The 15,526-nt window shown below is 59.2% G+C and carries 18 protein-coding genes and 1 pseudogene; 14 read left to right on the forward strand and 5 right to left on the reverse strand.

Annotation, left to right across the window (positions count from 1 at the left end; translation table 11 throughout):
* Positions 1-26 precede the first annotated feature (26 nt).
* The 4 genes from argB (at position 27) to ACA062_RS32535 (ending at position 2,294) form a co-directional block, all read left to right on the forward strand.
* Positions 27-932: an acetylglutamate kinase gene (gene argB / locus ACA062_RS32520; RefSeq protein WP_010465204.1), complete on the forward strand. Its 906-nt coding sequence runs from the start codon at positions 27-29 to the stop codon at positions 930-932.
* Positions 933-1,121: 189 nt separating this feature from the next.
* Entirely contained in the window at positions 1,122-1,334 is a 213-nt protein-coding gene (locus ACA062_RS32525) for a hypothetical protein (RefSeq protein ID WP_497454598.1), read from the forward strand.
* Between the two features lie 17 nt (positions 1,335-1,351).
* The gene (locus tag ACA062_RS32530) at positions 1,352-1,924 is read left to right on the forward strand and encodes a hypothetical protein (RefSeq protein WP_497454599.1); all 573 of its coding nucleotides are present in this window, start codon (positions 1,352-1,354) and stop codon (positions 1,922-1,924) included.
* Positions 1,911-2,294 carry a hypothetical protein gene (locus ACA062_RS32535; protein WP_497454600.1) on the forward strand — a complete coding sequence of 128 codons (384 nt, stop codon included), beginning with the start codon at positions 1,911-1,913 and terminating at the stop codon, positions 2,292-2,294. The genes ACA062_RS32530 and ACA062_RS32535 overlap by 14 nt, the downstream gene beginning before the upstream one ends.
* A gap of 129 nt (positions 2,295-2,423) precedes the next feature.
* Here ACA062_RS32535 and pyrE read toward each other — a convergent pair whose 3' ends face one another.
* Positions 2,424-3,068: an orotate phosphoribosyltransferase gene (pyrE, locus tag ACA062_RS32540; protein ID WP_064680437.1), complete on the reverse strand. Its 645-nt coding sequence runs from the start codon at positions 3,066-3,068 to the stop codon at positions 2,424-2,426.
* Positions 3,069-3,150: 82 nt separating this feature from the next.
* On the opposite strand from pyrE, the gene crc reads away from it, so the two are divergent.
* The gene (crc, locus tag ACA062_RS32545) at positions 3,151-3,930 is read left to right on the forward strand and encodes a catabolite repression control protein Crc (protein ID WP_007934608.1); all 780 of its coding nucleotides are present in this window, start codon (positions 3,151-3,153) and stop codon (positions 3,928-3,930) included.
* A gap of 82 nt (positions 3,931-4,012) precedes the next feature.
* Here the strand turns inward: crc and gltS are convergent, their stop codons facing one another.
* From gltS to rph, 3 genes and pseudogenes are all read right to left on the reverse strand, one after another.
* A complete protein-coding gene (gene gltS, locus ACA062_RS32550; RefSeq protein WP_497454601.1) occupies positions 4,013-5,218 on the reverse strand; it encodes a sodium/glutamate symporter in 1,206 nt (401 codons plus the stop codon).
* Positions 5,219-5,597: 379 nt separating this feature from the next.
* Positions 5,598-5,702: pseudogene (locus ACA062_RS32555) on the reverse strand (DUF4870 domain-containing protein); the annotation flags it as partial.
* 29 nt (positions 5,703-5,731) lie between these two features.
* Positions 5,732-6,454 (reverse strand): ribonuclease PH, encoded by a 723-nt coding sequence (rph, locus tag ACA062_RS32560; RefSeq protein ID WP_046045041.1) that lies wholly within the window; start codon positions 6,452-6,454, stop codon positions 5,732-5,734.
* Between the two features lie 270 nt (positions 6,455-6,724).
* On the opposite strand from rph, the gene ACA062_RS32565 reads away from it, so the two are divergent.
* The 6 genes from ACA062_RS32565 to ACA062_RS32590 all read left to right on the forward strand — a co-directional run bounded on the left by ACA062_RS32565 (position 6,725) and on the right by ACA062_RS32590 (position 12,033).
* Positions 6,725-7,588 carry a YicC/YloC family endoribonuclease gene (locus ACA062_RS32565; RefSeq protein WP_497454602.1) on the forward strand — a complete coding sequence of 288 codons (864 nt, stop codon included), beginning with the start codon at positions 6,725-6,727 and terminating at the stop codon, positions 7,586-7,588.
* Between the two features lie 12 nt (positions 7,589-7,600).
* Positions 7,601-8,221, forward strand: a complete 621-nt coding sequence (gene gmk, locus ACA062_RS32570; protein ID WP_461952643.1) for a guanylate kinase — start codon at positions 7,601-7,603, stop codon at positions 8,219-8,221.
* 167 nt (positions 8,222-8,388) lie between these two features.
* Positions 8,389-8,652 carry a DNA-directed RNA polymerase subunit omega gene (rpoZ, locus tag ACA062_RS32575; protein ID WP_007894670.1) on the forward strand — a complete coding sequence of 88 codons (264 nt, stop codon included), beginning with the start codon at positions 8,389-8,391 and terminating at the stop codon, positions 8,650-8,652.
* A 56-nt stretch (positions 8,653-8,708) separates the two neighbouring features.
* Positions 8,709-10,814 (forward strand): bifunctional GTP diphosphokinase/guanosine-3',5'-bis pyrophosphate 3'-pyrophosphohydrolase, encoded by a 2,106-nt coding sequence (gene spoT, locus ACA062_RS32580; protein WP_497454603.1) that lies wholly within the window; start codon positions 8,709-8,711, stop codon positions 10,812-10,814.
* A 24-nt stretch (positions 10,815-10,838) separates the two neighbouring features.
* Positions 10,839-11,219 (forward strand): RidA family protein, encoded by a 381-nt coding sequence (locus ACA062_RS32585; RefSeq protein WP_003229509.1) that lies wholly within the window; start codon positions 10,839-10,841, stop codon positions 11,217-11,219.
* A 73-nt stretch (positions 11,220-11,292) separates the two neighbouring features.
* Positions 11,293-12,033, forward strand: coding sequence for a hypothetical protein (locus ACA062_RS32590; RefSeq protein WP_497454604.1), 741 nt, complete (start codon positions 11,293-11,295; stop codon positions 12,031-12,033).
* A gap of 127 nt (positions 12,034-12,160) precedes the next feature.
* Here the strand turns inward: ACA062_RS32590 and ACA062_RS32595 are convergent, their stop codons facing one another.
* Positions 12,161-13,018, reverse strand: a complete 858-nt coding sequence (locus ACA062_RS32595) for an SDR family oxidoreductase (RefSeq protein ID WP_497454605.1) — start codon at positions 13,016-13,018, stop codon at positions 12,161-12,163.
* Positions 13,019-13,207: 189 nt separating this feature from the next.
* Between ACA062_RS32595 and exbB the strand changes: the two genes are divergently transcribed.
* From exbB to ACA062_RS32610, 3 genes are read left to right on the forward strand one after another with little or no spacing between them, the layout of a single operon-like run.
* On the forward strand, positions 13,208-14,182 hold the full coding sequence (gene exbB / locus ACA062_RS32600; RefSeq protein WP_497454606.1) for a tonB-system energizer ExbB: 975 nt from the start codon (positions 13,208-13,210) through the stop codon (positions 14,180-14,182).
* Between the two features lie 6 nt (positions 14,183-14,188).
* On the forward strand, positions 14,189-14,617 hold the full coding sequence (gene exbD / locus ACA062_RS32605) for a TonB system transport protein ExbD (protein ID WP_497454607.1): 429 nt from the start codon (positions 14,189-14,191) through the stop codon (positions 14,615-14,617).
* Positions 14,614-15,363: an energy transducer TonB family protein gene (locus tag ACA062_RS32610; RefSeq protein ID WP_497454608.1), complete on the forward strand. Its 750-nt coding sequence runs from the start codon at positions 14,614-14,616 to the stop codon at positions 15,361-15,363. Before exbD ends, ACA062_RS32610 begins: the two co-directional genes overlap by 4 nt.
* Positions 15,364-15,526: the final 163 nt, after the last annotated feature.

Here is a 15,526-nt window from a genome sequence, read left to right on the forward strand (position 1 = left end):
CTTTTATCGAAGTGCCGGAGCCCTGAATGACCCTCGAACGCGAAGCCGCCGCCAACACCGCCAAGGTCCTGTCCGAAGCGCTGCCTTACATCCGCCGCTATGTCGGCAAGACGCTGGTGATCAAATACGGCGGCAACGCGATGGAAAGCGAGGAGCTGAAAACCGGCTTCGCCCGCGACATCGTGCTGATGAAAGCCGTGGGCATCAACCCGGTGGTGGTTCACGGTGGCGGCCCGCAAATCGGCGACCTGCTCAAGCGCTTGTCGATCGAGAGCCACTTCATCGATGGCATGCGCGTGACTGACGCGCAGACCATGGACGTGGTGGAAATGGTCCTCGGCGGTCAAGTGAACAAGGACATCGTCAACCTGATCAACCGTCATGGCGGCAGCGCCATCGGCCTGACCGGTAAAGACGCCGAGCTGATTCGCGCGAAAAAACTCACCGTGACCCGCCAGACGCCGGAGATGACCCAACCGGAAATCATCGACATCGGCCAGGTGGGCGAAGTGGTCGGGATCAACACCGACCTGCTGAACCTGCTGGTCAAAGGCGACTTCATCCCGGTGATCGCGCCAATCGGCGTCGGCGCCAACGGCGAGTCCTACAACATCAACGCCGACCTGGTGGCGGGTAAAGTCGCCGAAGCGCTGAAAGCCGAAAAGCTGATGCTGCTGACCAACATCGCCGGCCTGATGGACAAGTCGGGCACGGTCCTGACCGGCCTGACCACCCAACAGGTCGACGAACTGATCGCCGACGGCACCATCTACGGTGGCATGCTGCCGAAGATCCGTTGCGCGCTGGAAGCAGTGCAAGGCGGCGTGGGCAGCTCGCTGATCATCGATGGCCGGGTGCCGAATGCGATTCTGCTGGAGATCTTCACCGATACCGGTGTGGGTACCTTGATAAGCAATCGCAAGCGTCACTGATTCAAGAACGTCAAAAGATCGCAGCCTTCAGCAGCACCTATGGATGTACGAATATTCCGTAGGAGCTGACGAAGTCTGCGATCTTTTTTATGCATGAAGGAAACGTCTGACTCGATTCAGCGAATCGTCCGACATCGCGACAGGCTCATTCTGCATAGGATCTTCCCTGAATCCACAGGAGATCTACCCATGCAAAAAGATCAGGTTCCATACGGCAGTGATATTTCAGCGGGCCGTTACGCTTGCGCCGACTGCGGTCATGAATATTCGGGGCCGTCAAGAAAGTCGATGCCACCCTGCCCCTATTTCGAAGAAGACACCCACACGCTCAAAGGCTGGAAGGTACTGACCGGCCAAGGCGACGCCGTGGCGGATCCGTACCCAAACGAGCCTTCCAAGTAACCACGGATGACTGAGCCATGCAGATCTCGTTCACGATCGACGCCCAGGCTTTCGAGCAGGAGCAGAAGGAACCGGTTAAAAAGACCCTGAAGATTTCCGACCACGAAATCGCTCATGCCTTACAACGTATCGCCAAGGCAAGCCTGACCGAGTACTTGAAAATGCTGGTAGAAGGCGGGATGCCGAGTCGGGCCGATGAGGCGAAACAGGACCGCTTGCTGTATCTGATTCAAAGCTACTTCGGGCAGACATTGCCGACCGAATCGCAGATATCGACGATTTTCCAGTTGACCCAGAGCCAAAGCAAAACCTTGTTGAAAAACACGGTTTCACGCTTTCGCAATCAGCTGGACGACATTCTGCAGCACAGCATGCGAGCCGTGATCGAGACGGCGGAGCATGCGCAGACGGTATACCTGGTGGTGATCAGTTCGGACGTTATCCGTGATGAGCTGAACATGTTGATCACACAGAACGAACCGACCTTCAAACCCATCACCAAACGCAAAGGCAGTGCCGGGCAGTTCGAAATCAGCGAGGATTCCCACGATTTGCTCTGCGCAACACTGGGGATCAATGCCGTTCAGTGACATCGTGGCGGTCAGCGGCTTGCTGCTGACCCTCACCACCTTCATGTTCAACCTGGCGTGGCCGAGGCTGCATCAAGCGCTGGAGCTGGATGAAAACCAATCTGGCCCACTCGCCAGAAAACGCAGCCGGGAAAAGGTAGCGAATGTTTTGATCGGCTGCGCCCTCCCCCTGTCCAGCTCCTTCGCGGTGCTGTTTTACGTCAACTTGCCTGCTGCCGTGAAAATCATGGGTAGCAGTACGCTGGATCTTTGGGACTTCGACGTGGATCGCACGCTTTATGTGATGGTCGTCGTGGCATTGTTGGTGTTTGCGCTGGTCAACCTGAAATTGGCCTTCCAACTCGCGCTCAAATGGAGAAACCTGCGATAACGCGTCACCTCCGGATGATCCGGAGGCCTATTTGTTAGCACGTACTTTGTAAGAGCCGGCTTGCTGGCGAAGGCGGTGCGTTTGACACACCGCGTCGCAATGATCGCCAGCAAGCCGGCTCCTACAGGGTTACACGCCGAATTGGGCGCGGTAGGCTTCAACCGCCGGCAAATGCTGCTTGAGCTGCGGATCGTCCGCCAGGAACTCCAGCACCTGGTTCAGCGAAACGATGCTGATCACCGGAATGCCGAAGTCACGCTCCACTTCCTGGATCGCGGACAACTCGCCGTTGCCACGCTCCTGGCGGTTCAGCGCGATCAGCACACCGGCCGCCTTGGCACCGTCCTGGGACGCGATGATCTGCATCACTTCGCGGATGGCGGTGCCAGCGGTGATCACGTCGTCGATGATCAGCACGTCGCCGGTCAAGGGTGCGCCTACCAGGCTGCCGCCTTCGCCGTGGGCCTTGGCTTCCTTGCGGTTGAAGCACCATGGCAAATCACGTTCATGGTGTTCGGCCAGGGCCACAGCGGTGGTTGCCGCCAAAGGGATGCCTTTGTAGGCCGGACCGAACAGAACGTCGAAGGGAATGCCGCTCTCGACGATGGCTGCCGCATAGAAACGACCCAGCTGCGCCAGGGCCTTCCCTGAGTTGAACAGGCCGGCATTGAAGAAGTAAGGACTGGTGCGCCCGGACTTCAGGGTGAACTCGCCGAAGCGCAAAACGCCGCGATCGATGGCAAAACGAATGAAATCGCGCTGATACGCTTGCATGAAAAAAACCCCAAATACCACGGATTTAGCTAATTAGGTTGACGCCGTGTATCATACACGCACGCGATTTTTGGGGCCATTTATGCGGATCATCAGTGTGAACGTCAATGGTATTCAGGCTGCAGTGGAGCGAGGGTTGCTCAGTTGGCTGCAAGCACAGAATGCCGACGTCATCTGCCTGCAGGACACCCGCGCCTCCGCCTTTGAACTGGACGATCCAGCCTTCCAACTGGATGGCTACTTCCTTTATGCCTGCGAAGCCGAAGTTCCCGCCCAAGGTGGCGTGGCTTTGTATTCGCGGTTGCAACCGAAGGCAGTCATCAGCGGTCTCGGCTTCGAGACGGCCGACCGCTACGGGCGCTACCTGCAAGCCGATTTCGACAAGGTCAGCATCGCGACCTTGCTGCTCCCTTCGGGGCAGAACGGCGATGAAGACTTGAACCAGAAGTTCAAGCTAATGGACGATTTCGCCCGTTATCTGGATAAACAGCGACGCAAACGTCGCGAGTACATTTATTGTGGCTCGCTGTACGTGGCGCAACAGAAGCTGGATATCAAGAACTGGCGCGACAGCCAGCAATCTCCGGGCTTCCTGGCACCTGAACGTGCCTGGATGGACGAGATTGTCGGCAACATGGGCTATGTCGATGCCCTGCGCGAAGTCAGCCGTGAAGGTGACCAGTACAGCTGGTGGCCGGACAACGAACAGGCGGAAATGCTTAACCTCGGTTGGCGTTTCGACTATCAGTTGCTGACTCCTGGCTTGCGCCGCTTTGTACGCAGCGCACGTTTGCCACGGCAGCCGCGGTTCTCGCAGCACGCACCGCTGATCGTGGACTACGACTGGACGCTGACCATCTAGGTTTTTCTCGCTGAAAAAAACCGGCCGGTTGAAAAAATGCCCGTATCGCAAGATACGGGCATTTTTCTTATGCGCCTGGCCTTCAAGCAGCGGCGAAAAACGGCAGGGCAAGGTACAACTTAATCACGATGACATTAATGATGTCGATAAAGAAAGCCCCCACCATGGGCACCACCAGGAACGCTATCTGCGAAGGTCCGTAGCGCTGCGTCACCGCTTGCATGTTAGCGATAGCCGTTGGCGTGGCCCCCAGCCCAAATCCGCAGTGCCCTGCTGCGAGCACCGCCGCATCGTAGTTACTGCCCATGACCCTGAACGTCACGAAAATCGCAAACAGCGCCATCACCAAAGTTTGCGCAGCCAGGATGATGAAGATCGACAACGCCAGTGCCGCCAGATCCCATAGTTTGAGCGACATCAGTGCGATCGCCAGAAACAGCGACAAGCTGACATTCCCCAACACTGAGACTTCACGCTCAAACACTTGATACAGGCCAAGTGCTGAAAGACTGTTGCGTAAAACCACACCCACGAACAAGACGCAAACGAACGTCGGCAACTCAAATGCGGTTTCGTGGAGCAGGCTATTCAGGAGTGTGCCTGCCAGTAAGCTGACGGCGATAAGGGCGAGTGTCTCAATAAACGAAAATGGCGTGATCGAGCGCTCTTTGTTCGGTTGCTCAAAGCCCTTTGGCAACCGTGGTTTTTCTTGCCCGCAGCCGGGTGTCTGGACACGTTTTATGAGCAGGCGAGCGACCGGACCACCAATCAAACCGCCCAGCACCAAGCCAAACGTCGCAGAGGCCATCGCAAGTTCGGAGGCGGAAGCCAGACCGAACTTCTCACTGAACGTCGCTCCCCACGCAGCGCCAGTACCGTGACCGCCCGCCAACGTAATCGAACCTGTCAGCAAACCCATCAAAGGATCGAGCCCCAATGCCTTTGCGAGCCCGATGCCCATGGCGTTCTGGACCACCAGAAGTCCGGTAACCGCCAGGAGAAAAACCCCCACTACGCGCCCGCCTTTCTTCAGGCTAGCGAAGTCTGCACTCAAGCCAATGGTGGCAAAAAACGCCAACATCAAGGGAGTCTGCAGTGAAGTATCAAATCGGACTTCAACATCAAGGACTCGCAAAGCCAAGAGAGCCAGGGCAACTACCAAGCCGCCTGCTACAGGTTCAGGAATATTGTAAGTTCGTAAAAAACCGACATGTGTAACAAGTCCGCGCCCCAGTAACAGTACTAAGGAGGCGGCCACAAGTGTTCCATAAAAATCGAGCTGAATCATTGGGGTATTCTTGGATAAACATTCAGGGGCGAACTTTTTACCTGGACACGCCTCTTGAACAGGTTGATTTATCTCAACACTGATTGGTTATAGATTCAGGGGCCGTCAATGGTCTGAACGTATCGAAATATTTCTTGCTAAATATTACGTGGGGCAACTTTATCAATCGCCAAGTCTCATTGCCAAGCACATAGGGGGTGCTGAAGCTGTGCAGTTGTGACTAAACGTGTAAGGAAGGCAATCAAACTTTCAGCAGGACTTGGCATTCAACTAAACTGGCAACCGTCGTACACGATTGGAGACATTTATCTAATTGCAAAAAACAAAAGCCCCGACAAGTCAGGGCATTTGTTTTAAACCGCGGAGAATTACGCTACGTACCGAACGGAATCCAGATCCCCAGCAAGGCGGACAGGTGACACAACATCGCCCATTGCCGAACCTCTTTGCCCGGCGTGGGAAGCAGTTGCTGCTCGTCACTCATAACACCCTCCTTGCCTGGATCGATTTCGATCAGTCGGCCAGTGCAGCCTTCTGCAGCTCGAAGATTTCGCTCATACCTTTCTTCGCCAGTTCCAGCATGGCGTTCAGCTCTTCAGGCTGGAACGGCGCGCCTTCGGCAGTGCCCTGGACTTCGATGAAGCCGCCGGTGCTGGTCATCACCACGTTCAGGTCGGTCTCGGCAGCCGAGTCTTCCAGGTAGTCGAGGTCGAGCACTGGCTCGCCTTGATACATGCCCACCGAAACGGCCGCGATCATTTGCTTGAGCGGGTCGCCACCTTTCAGGCCGCCGCGCTTTTTGATCACTTTCAAGGCGTCGACCAGTGCAACCATGGCGCCGGTGATGGAGGCGGTGCGGGTGCCGCCGTCAGCCTGGATCACGTCGCAGTCGACGTACAGGGTGACGTCGCCCAGCTTGGACATGTCCAAGGACGCGCGCAGGGAGCGACCGATCAGACGCTGGATTTCCAGGGTGCGACCGCCTTGCTTGCCACGGCTCGCTTCACGCTGGTTACGCTCGCCGGTGGCGCGCGGCAGCATGCCGTACTCGGCGGTCAGCCAGCCCTGGCCCTGACCTTTGAGGAACCGCGGCACGCCGTTTTCGACGCTGACGGTGCAGATGACCTTGGTATCACCGAACTCGACCAGTACAGATCCCTCGGCGTGTTTGGTGTAGTTGCGGGTAATGCGGATCGAGCGGAGCTGATCGGCAGCGCGACCACTTGGACGTTTCATAGGGAATACCTGTACGGGGGACGGAAAACTGCGGAGCATTATAGAGCCGCAGGGCCATGAGTGGGCACTTCTAAAAAAATCCCCCGACGACTGAAGGCCCTGAATAGCGCTTTGCCGACGGCCTGCAGCTCTTTGTCACACGGTGTGTTTGGGCGCATCCACCCCACTGCGCTACAATCCTGCGCCTTTGCTGCCTCTGGGCTTACATTCATATTGATCGGGTCCGCGAAACCTTTGGTGACGCATGAACCTGAATTGCGAGGTACCTCCATGGTGCACAGCATGACCGCCTTCGCCCGCGTCGAGAAAGCCGGTGCCCAAGGCACCCTGAGCTGGGAACTGCGCTCGGTCAACAGCCGCTACCTGGAGCCGCACTTGCGTCTGCCGGAATCGTTTCGCGACCTCGAAGGCGCGGTCCGCGAAGCGCTTCGCCAGGGCATCTCCCGTGGCAAGCTCGAGTGCACCCTGCGCTTCACCGAAGAAAACACCGACAAACCCCTGCAAGTGGACCGCGAGCGCGCCGCGCAATTGGTCGCGGCTGCCGAGACCATCGCCGGCCTGATCAAGAATCCGGCCGCACTCAATCCGCTGGAAGTCCTGGCCTGGCCCGGCGTGCTGGTGGGCGATGCCACCGACCCGCAAGCCTTGAGTGCCGAAGCACTGACGCTGTTCAACGAAGGTTTGAAAGAGCTCAAGGCCGGCCGCGAGCGCGAAGGCGCGGAGCTGGCGCGGTTGATCAACGAGCGCCTGACGTCCATTGAAGAAGACGTGGTAACCCTGCGTGTACTGGTCCCGCAGATGCTCGCCACCCAGCGCCAGAGAGTCCTCGACCGCTTTGCCGACATGAAAGCCGAAATGGACCCGCAGCGCCTGGAGCAGGAAATGGTCATGCTCGCTCAGAAGAGCGACGTCGCCGAAGAACTGGATCGCCTGAGCACTCACATCATCGAAGTTCGCCGGGTGCTCAAGTCCGGCGGCGCTGCCGGTCGGCGCCTGGACTTCCTGATGCAGGAGCTCAACCGCGAAGCCAATACATTGGGCTCCAAAGCCTTCGACCCGCGCAGCACCCAGGCGGCGGTCAACCTCAAGGTGTTGATCGAGCAGATGCGCGAACAAGTGCAGAATATTGAGTAAGGCAAACCCGACATGACCCACAGCACCGGCACCCTGTACATCATTTCCGCCCCCTCGGGCGCGGGCAAGAGCAGCCTGGTCAAGGCCCTGACCGACGCTGACCAGGAGATCCGCGTTTCGGTCTCCCACACCACCCGGGCCATGCGCCCTGGTGAAGTGAACGGCGTGAACTATCACTTCGTCGAACGCGGCGAGTTCGTGAAGATGATCGAGCACGGGGATTTCCTCGAGCGTGCCGAAGTGTTCGGCAACCTCTACGGGACCTCGCAAAGCCACTTGCAGCAGACCCTGGACGAAGGCCACGACCTGATTCTGGAAATCGACTGGCAGGGTGCCGAGCAAGTGCGCAAGTTGATGCCCCAGGCCCGTTCGATCTTCATTCTGCCGCCGTCCCTGCAGGCCTTGCACCAGCGCCTGACCAATCGCGGCCAGGACAGCGACGAGATCATTGATGGCCGGATGCGTGAAGCCGTCAGCGAAATGAGCCACTACGTCGACTACGACTACCTGATCATCAACGACGATTTTGCCCATGCACTGCGCGATTTGCAGGCGATTTTCCGTGCCAATCAGCTGCATCAGAAGCGTCAGCAGCAGCGCCATGGAAAACTTTTGGCCGAATTGCTCGGCTAAACAGCTCTTCCCAAAACCGTTGCCAGGGCTTTACATTGGCACTTGCAGCGCGTTGAATGGTTTGGTCAAAAAATCAGCGCTTCCCTAATCGCTGGTGATTTTTTAAACTGTCGAGTCCGCTCGCCCAACCGGGCAGCGCGCATATTGCATTCGCTCCGAGGAATACCATGGCCCGCGTAACCGTTGAAGATTGCCTAAACCACGTGGAAAACCGCTTTGAGCTGGTCATGCTGTCTACCAAGCGTGCCCGTCAACTGGCCACCGGTGGCAAAGAGCCCCTGGTTCAGTGGGAAAACGACAAGCCTACCGTTGTAGCCTTGCGTGAAATCGCTGAAGGCCTGATGAGCTACGAGTTCATCGCCAACGCTGAAATCGTCGAAGACGAACCGCTGTTCGCAGCGTTCGAGGACGAGTCCAACGAGGCCGTCTAAGCCATGCCTGGTCGACGTAGCACGGCGCGGGGTCACAGCGAACGGCAGGATTCATCATGCCGAGCATAGACGCCCTCGCCGCTCGCTTATCGACCTACCTCGGCAAGGACCAGGTCAACCTGGTCCGCCGAGCGTACTTCTACGCCGAACAAGCCCACGACGGCCAGCGCCGCCGTAGCGGTGAGGCGTACGTCACGCATCCTCTTGCGGTGGCGAATATTCTTGCCGACATGCACATGGACCATCAGAGCTTGATGGCGGCCATGCTGCATGACGTGATCGAAGACACCGGGATTGCCAAGGAAGCGCTGCAGGCGCAGTTTGGCGAAACCGTGGCCGAACTGGTCGACGGGGTCAGCAAACTGACCCAGATGAACTTCGAGACCAAAGCCGAAGCCCAGGCCGAAAACTTCCAGAAAATGGCCATGGCCATGGCCCGCGATATTCGCGTGATCCTGGTCAAGCTGGCCGACCGCCTGCACAACATGCGCACCCTGGAAGTGCTGTCCGGCGAAAAGCGCCGGCGGATCGCCAAGGAAACCCTCGAAATCTATGCACCCATCGCCAACCGGCTGGGCATGCACGCCATCCGCATAGAATTCGAGGACCTCGGCTTCAAGGCCATGCACCCGATGCGTTCCGCGCGGATCTACCAGGCGGTCAAGCGCGCCCGGGGCAACCGCAAGGAAATCGTCAACAAGATCGAGGAATCCCTCAGCCACTGCCTGGCCATCGACGGCATTCAGGGCGAGGTCAGCGGTCGTCAGAAACACCTCTACGGCATCTACAAGAAAATGCGCGGCAAGCGTCGGGCCTTCAACGAGATCATGGACGTCTATGCGTTCCGGATCATCGTCGACAAGGTCGATACCTGCTACCGCGTGCTGGGTGCCGTGCACAACTTATATAAACCGTTGCCGGGGCGCTTCAAGGATTACATCGCGATCCCCAAGGCCAACGGGTACCAGTCGCTGCACACCACGTTGTTCGGCATGCACGGTGTTCCGATCGAAATTCAGATCCGCACCCGTGAAATGGAAGAGATGGCCAACAACGGCATCGCCGCCCATTGGTTGTACAAATCCAGCGGCGACGAGCAGCCCAAAGGCACTCACGCCCGCGCCCGCCAGTGGGTCAAAGGCGTGCTGGAGATGCAGCAACGCGCCGGCAACTCGCTGGAATTCATCGAGAGCGTGAAGATCGACCTGTTCCCGGACGAGGTCTACGTGTTCACGCCCAAAGGCCGGATCATGGAGTTGCCCAAAGGCTCCACGGCGGTCGACTTCGCTTACGCGGTGCACACCGACGTGGGCAACAGCTGCATTGCCTGTCGGATCAATCGTCGTCTCGCACCGCTGTCCGAACCGCTGCAAAGCGGCTCCACGGTCGAGATCGTCAGCGCTCCCGGCGCTCGACCGAATCCGGCATGGCTGAACTTCGTGGTGACCGGCAAGGCACGGACCCACATCCGCCATGCGCTGAAGCTGCAACGCCGCTCCGAGTCCATCAGCCTTGGCGAACGCCTGCTGAACAAGGTCCTCAACGGTTTCGACAGCTCCCTGGACAAAGTCCCGGGCGAGCGCGTCAAGGCGATGCTCACCGAGTACCGCCTGGAATTGATTGAAGACCTGCTCGAAGACATCGGCCTGGGCAATCGCATGGCCTATGTCGTCGCCCGTCGCCTGCTCGGTGAAGGCGAACAGCTGCCCAGCGCAGAAGGTCCGCTGGCGATTCGCGGCACCGAAGGCCTGGTGCTCAGCTACGCCAAATGCTGCACGCCAATCCCGGGCGACCCGATTGTCGGCCACCTGTCCGCAGGCAAAGGCATGGTCGTGCACCTGGACAACTGTCGCAACATCAGCGAAATCCGTCACAACCCGGAAAAATGCATCCAGCTCTCGTGGGCCAAGGATGTCACCGGCGAATTCAACGTCGAACTGCGCGTCGAACTGGAACACCAGCGTGGCCTGATCGCGCTGCTGGCCAGTAGCGTCAACGCCGCCGACGGTAATATCGAAAAAATCAGCATGGACGAACGCGACGGTCGCATCAGCGTGGTCCAACTGGTGGTCAGCGTGCACGACCGCGTGCACCTGGCCCGCGTGATCAAGAAACTGCGCGCCCTGACCGGGGTGATTCGCATCACCCGCATGCGCGCGTAGCCCATCCATTACAAGGAGTCATTCATGACCAAGACTGTTATCACCAGCGACAAGGCCCCGGCCGCCATCGGTACTTACTCCCAGGCGATCAAGGCTGGCAACACCGTTTACATGTCGGGCCAGATTCCCCTCGACCCAAAAACCATGGAACTGGTCGAAGGCTTCGAAGCCCAGACCGTCCAGGTGTTCGAGAACCTCAAGGCCGTGGCCGAAGCGGCGGGTGGTTCGTTCAAGGACATCGTCAAACTGAACATCTTCCTCACCGACCTGAGCCACTTCGCCAAGGTCAACGAGATCATGGGCAAGTACTTCGACCAGCCTTACCCTGCCCGCGCCGCCATCGGCGTCGCCGCCCTGCCGAAGGGTTCGCAGGTTGAAATGGATGCCATCCTGGTCATCGAGTAAATGCGCACGGCGCAGCCTTCTCCAGGCTGCGCCGCTGATGCTGCAAAAAGAAGCGTTCTGAAAGGATTCCACCATGCGCCACGCGCTAGCTCTTTCGCTGCTCGCCCTACTCTTGGGCGGTTGTGCCAGCAACCCTGCCGACCGTGACATCAGCGGCACCTGGATCAACCAGGTGGCGATCGATGCTGCATCCAGAGGCGGCCCCCTGCGTGAAGCGCTCCAGGCCTATGGCCCCAACCTGGAGTGGGACGTCAACACCAAGGCCGCTCAGGCCCGCTACACCAACGGTTTTGAAAACGTCGACGGCAAGCTGCTGGGCGAAGCGTCTGGCGCCTGGAAAGTCGACTTTTACGGCAGCGCCGGGAGCGAGCTCAAGCGCGATGGCAAGCAACTGAGCCAAGCCCCCAGCGAGAACGAGCCGGAACAGGTCTTCGACCGCGCACAGGTTCAGGTGCCGGACGGCGCACCGCTTGGCGCCAGTTTCGAGCGCGCGCTGTATTCCTCTTATATGGGTGGCAGCTGGAAAGTCATCAATGGGCCCGGTGCAGGCAACACCGTGCAATTCCAGGCTGACGGCCAGATAGCCGGCCTGCCCGGTGCCGATCGTTATGCCCTCTGCCTGGCTGGCGATTGCGCGTCAATGAGCGGCGGCAATGACAACATGTGGCTGCAACTGAACGGCCAGGGCAACACCTGGATCTTTGCGCGTAAAGGCAAAGAACTGGAAATTCTCCAGGCTGTGAACACGGCGCAGGCGGACGAAATGCCTCAGTTCACGCCGGGTGAGCGCAAGTGGTTGCTGGAAAAGCAGTAACCCAATAGATAACCCTGTGGGAGCGGGCTTGCCCGCGATGAGGCCATAACATTCAACATCCAGGTTGACTGTCAAACCGCCATCGCGGGCAAGCCCGCTCCCACAGTTGTCTGCGTGTAACTGAAAGTCAGCAGCGGCCTTCGAGAATCGCGGCATACCCTTCGCGATAGCTTGGATACTTCGGCTTCCAGCCCAACGCCTTCGCCCGCGCATTACTGCACTGCTTGCTGCCCGTACGACGCACACTCGCATCCTCAGCCCACTCAGTCACGCCCAGATACTCACGCAACCAGTCCACCACTTGCGCCAGGGGTGCAGGCGCATCGTCCACGCCGATATAAAAGTCATCCAGCACCACACCGCGTCGATCCGCCTCCAGCAGAAACGCCAACAGCCCTGCCGCGTCGTCGACGTGAATCCGGTTGCCGTACAACGGCGGATCGATCGCCACGCGATACCCTCGACGAACCTGGGTCAGCAGCCACTCACGGCCCGGACCGTAGATGCCCGTCAGGCGCAGGATGCTGGCGGGGATACCGCTCTGGAGCGCCACTTGCTCTGCTTCCAGCATCAAACGACCTGAGTAGCCTGCTGCGATAGTCGGCGAAGTCTCATCCACCCACTCCCCCTCCTGCTGCCCATAAACACTGCTGCTGGACACAAACAGCACCCGCTTTGGCTGCTGGCCATGCTGCTGCAACCAGCCCAGCACATGCTGCAAACCCTCGACATAAGCGGCGCGATAGCCCGCTTCGTCATGGTCGGTGGCGGCAGCGCTGTACACCAGATAGTCCAGCGGCCCCGTGGGCCAGTCAGCCGGACACTGCTCGCTGAACAAGTCACCGGCAACTCCGATGACCCCGGCCGGCAGCCGCGACACACTGCGTCGCAGACCATAAACCTGCCATCGTTCGGCCAGCAATTGCGTGGCCAGACGACTGCCGACATCACCGCAGCCGGCGATCAAAACAGAGGGCGCGGACATCAAAAAACTCCTTTCGCAAAGCTACAGACTAGCGCCGGCAGTGGACGAGCGGCTAGTAATGCAAGAAAAAAAGATACTCTATTACTTCTGTTAACAAGAATTACTTGCAATAATGCCCGCCACTTTTGTTCTCGGCCTCACGAGGCCTGGAAGAGCATTTACCCTTTTTCTTTCTCAGGTCCGGCCAGCATGACACGCAATCAATTCCCCGCTTCGCCAACCAAACGACCTCGCGCCTGGAGCGCAGTGGCCGCCCTGCTGCTCAGCCTGATGCTGGCGCCAACCGCCGCTTTCGCTGACGCACAAGCCCCGGACACCCCGGCCGCTACGGCTGCGGCACCCACCGACCAAGCGCCAGCTGCCGCTCCTGCCGTGACGCCAGCCGCGACTGACCCGGCCCTGGCAGTAGACACCACCGCCGAAGACGCTCCTGAAGTCCTCGAAGCCGACAACACCCTCGGCATGGCTCACGACCTGTCGCCATGGGGCATGTACCAGAACGCCGACATCATCGTGAAAATCGTGATGATCGGCCTGGCCATCGCTTCGATCATCACCTGGACCATCTGGATCGCCAAGGGCTTCGAGCTGATGGGCGCCAAGCGTCGTCTGCGCACCGAGATCGTCCACCTGAAAAAAGCCACCACCCTTAAAGAAGCCAGCGCGACCGCCACCAAGGCTGGCACCCTCGCCAACCTGCTGGTCCACGATGCGCTGGAAGAGATGCGCCTGTCGACCAACAGCCGCGAGAAAGAAGGTATCAAGGAACGCGTCGCCTTCCGCCTCGAACGCCTGGTTGCAGCCTGCGGTCGCACCATGAGCAGCGGCACCGGCGTGCTCGCCACCATCGGTTCCACCGCGCCGTTCGTCGGCCTGTTCGGTACCGTGTGGGGCATCATGAACAGCTTCATCGGCATTGCCAAAACCCAGACCACCAACCTTGCCGTCGTGGCGCCCGGCATCGCCGAAGCCCTGCTGGCAACCGCGCTGGGTCTGGTGGCCGCGATTCCAGCGGTGGTGATCTACAACGTGTTCGCCCGCTCCATCGCCGGTTACAAGGCGCAGGTATCCGACGCGTCGGCAGAAGTCCTGCTGCTGGTCAGCCGCGACCTCGACCACCAGCCTGAGCGCAGCTCGCAACCGCACATGGTGAAAGTGGGGTAATCGGCCATGGGCCTGCATTTGAAAGAAGGCGCAGACGACGATCTGGCCGAGAACCACGAAATCAACGTAACGCCGTTCATCGACGTGATGCTGGTGCTATTGATCATTTTCATGGTGGCCGCGCCGCTGGCCACCGTGGACATCAAGGTCGACCTGCCCGCTTCCACCGCCAAACCGGCGCCACGGCCAGAAAAACCGGTGTTCCTCAGCGTGAAAGCTGATCAACGCCTGTTCCTCGGCGAACAAGAAGTGAAAGCCGAAGCGCTCGGCGCCACGCTGGACGCCAAAACCAAGGGCAAGAAAGACACGACGATCTTCTTCCAGGCCGATAAAGGCGTGGATTACGGCGACCTGATGAGCGTGATGGACAACCTGCGCTCCGCCGGCTACCTGAAGGTCGGTCTGGTCGGGCTTGAGACGGCAGTCAAGAAATGATCACGACGCGCCATAAGCTGACGCGTTACAGCGGGAGCCTGGCCGTGGTGCTGGGCGTCCATGCACTGGCCATTGCGCTGGCGCTGAACTGGACGTCACGTCCACCGATCGAGCTGCCGCCGCAGGCGATGATGGTCGAGTTGGCGCCGGTTTCGGCCCCGCCACCGCCGGCACCGCCCAAGGTGATAACGCCGCCACAGCCACCCGCCCCGGTGGAAGAACTGCCGATCCCGAAACTGGCTGAAGCGCCGAAAGCCGAGATTGCCGTGCCGAAGCCGGTCAAACCCAAGCCCAAGCCTCAACCGCCCAAGCCAGTGGAGAAAAAGCCGGAGCCGCCGAAGGAAAAACCTTCCGAGGAAAAACCGGCAGATACTCAACCGACCCAGGCACCGACGGAGAAATCCGCACAACCGGCACCGGGCCCTTCGGCGGCGCAGCAAGCGGCCAAGGCCAGCTGGCAAGGCACCCTGCTCGCCCACCTGGCCAAGTACAAAAAGTACCCGGCCAGTGCCCAGGCGCGGAACAAGGAAGGCTTGAACCGACTGCGCTTTGTCGTGGATGCCGAAGGTAATGTGTTGTCGTACGAACTGGTGAGCCGTTCCGGCAACGCCGATCTGGACCGGGCCACCCTGGAAATGATCCGCCGCGCACAACCGCTGCCCAAGCCACCGGCCGATATGCTGAACAACGGCCCCATCGAAATTGTTGCACCCTTTGTTTACTCGCTGGAAAAACGCCGGCGATAAACACAGCGCAACTGTAGGAGCGAGCTTGCTCGCGATGGTCGTCAACAATAGTGCGCAGAGCCTGACACCCCGCGGCGGTCTCAGGTTTTTTCGCGAGCAAGCTCGCTCCTACGTCTGATAACGTGCGTCTATCGATTGCAGCCGGTATGCTTGGCCCGCAACT

The sequence above is a fragment of the Pseudomonas sp. LBUM1679 genome (assembly GCF_059695565.1).

Excerpts from the sequence above, each read along its gene's own strand:
- argB (WP_010465204.1), top strand. The coding sequence starts at position 27 with ATGACCCTCGAACGCGAAGCCGCCGCCAACACCGCCAAGGTCCTGTCC.
- ACA062_RS32525 (WP_497454598.1), top strand. The coding sequence starts at position 1,122 with ATGCAAAAAGATCAGGTTCCATACGGCAGTGATATTTCAGCGGGCCGT.
- ACA062_RS32530 (WP_497454599.1), top strand. The coding sequence starts at position 1,352 with ATGCAGATCTCGTTCACGATCGACGCCCAGGCTTTCGAGCAGGAGCAG.
- ACA062_RS32535 (WP_497454600.1), top strand. The coding sequence starts at position 1,911 with ATGCCGTTCAGTGACATCGTGGCGGTCAGCGGCTTGCTGCTGACCCTC.
- pyrE (WP_064680437.1), bottom strand. The coding sequence starts at position 3,068 with ATGCAAGCGTATCAGCGCGATTTCATTCGTTTTGCCATCGATCGCGGC.
- crc (WP_007934608.1), top strand. The coding sequence starts at position 3,151 with ATGCGGATCATCAGTGTGAACGTCAATGGTATTCAGGCTGCAGTGGAG.
- gltS (WP_497454601.1), bottom strand. The coding sequence starts at position 5,218 with ATGATTCAGCTCGATTTTTATGGAACACTTGTGGCCGCCTCCTTAGTA.
- rph (WP_046045041.1), bottom strand. The coding sequence starts at position 6,454 with ATGAAACGTCCAAGTGGTCGCGCTGCCGATCAGCTCCGCTCGATCCGC.
- ACA062_RS32565 (WP_497454602.1), top strand. The coding sequence starts at position 6,725 with ATGGTGCACAGCATGACCGCCTTCGCCCGCGTCGAGAAAGCCGGTGCC.
- gmk (WP_461952643.1), top strand. The coding sequence starts at position 7,601 with ATGACCCACAGCACCGGCACCCTGTACATCATTTCCGCCCCCTCGGGC.
- rpoZ (WP_007894670.1), top strand. The coding sequence starts at position 8,389 with ATGGCCCGCGTAACCGTTGAAGATTGCCTAAACCACGTGGAAAACCGC.
- spoT (WP_497454603.1), top strand. The coding sequence starts at position 8,709 with ATGCCGAGCATAGACGCCCTCGCCGCTCGCTTATCGACCTACCTCGGC.
- ACA062_RS32585 (WP_003229509.1), top strand. The coding sequence starts at position 10,839 with ATGACCAAGACTGTTATCACCAGCGACAAGGCCCCGGCCGCCATCGGT.
- ACA062_RS32590 (WP_497454604.1), top strand. The coding sequence starts at position 11,293 with ATGCGCCACGCGCTAGCTCTTTCGCTGCTCGCCCTACTCTTGGGCGGT.
- ACA062_RS32595 (WP_497454605.1), bottom strand. The coding sequence starts at position 13,018 with ATGTCCGCGCCCTCTGTTTTGATCGCCGGCTGCGGTGATGTCGGCAGT.
- exbB (WP_497454606.1), top strand. The coding sequence starts at position 13,208 with ATGACACGCAATCAATTCCCCGCTTCGCCAACCAAACGACCTCGCGCC.
- exbD (WP_497454607.1), top strand. The coding sequence starts at position 14,189 with ATGGGCCTGCATTTGAAAGAAGGCGCAGACGACGATCTGGCCGAGAAC.
- ACA062_RS32610 (WP_497454608.1), top strand. The coding sequence starts at position 14,614 with ATGATCACGACGCGCCATAAGCTGACGCGTTACAGCGGGAGCCTGGCC.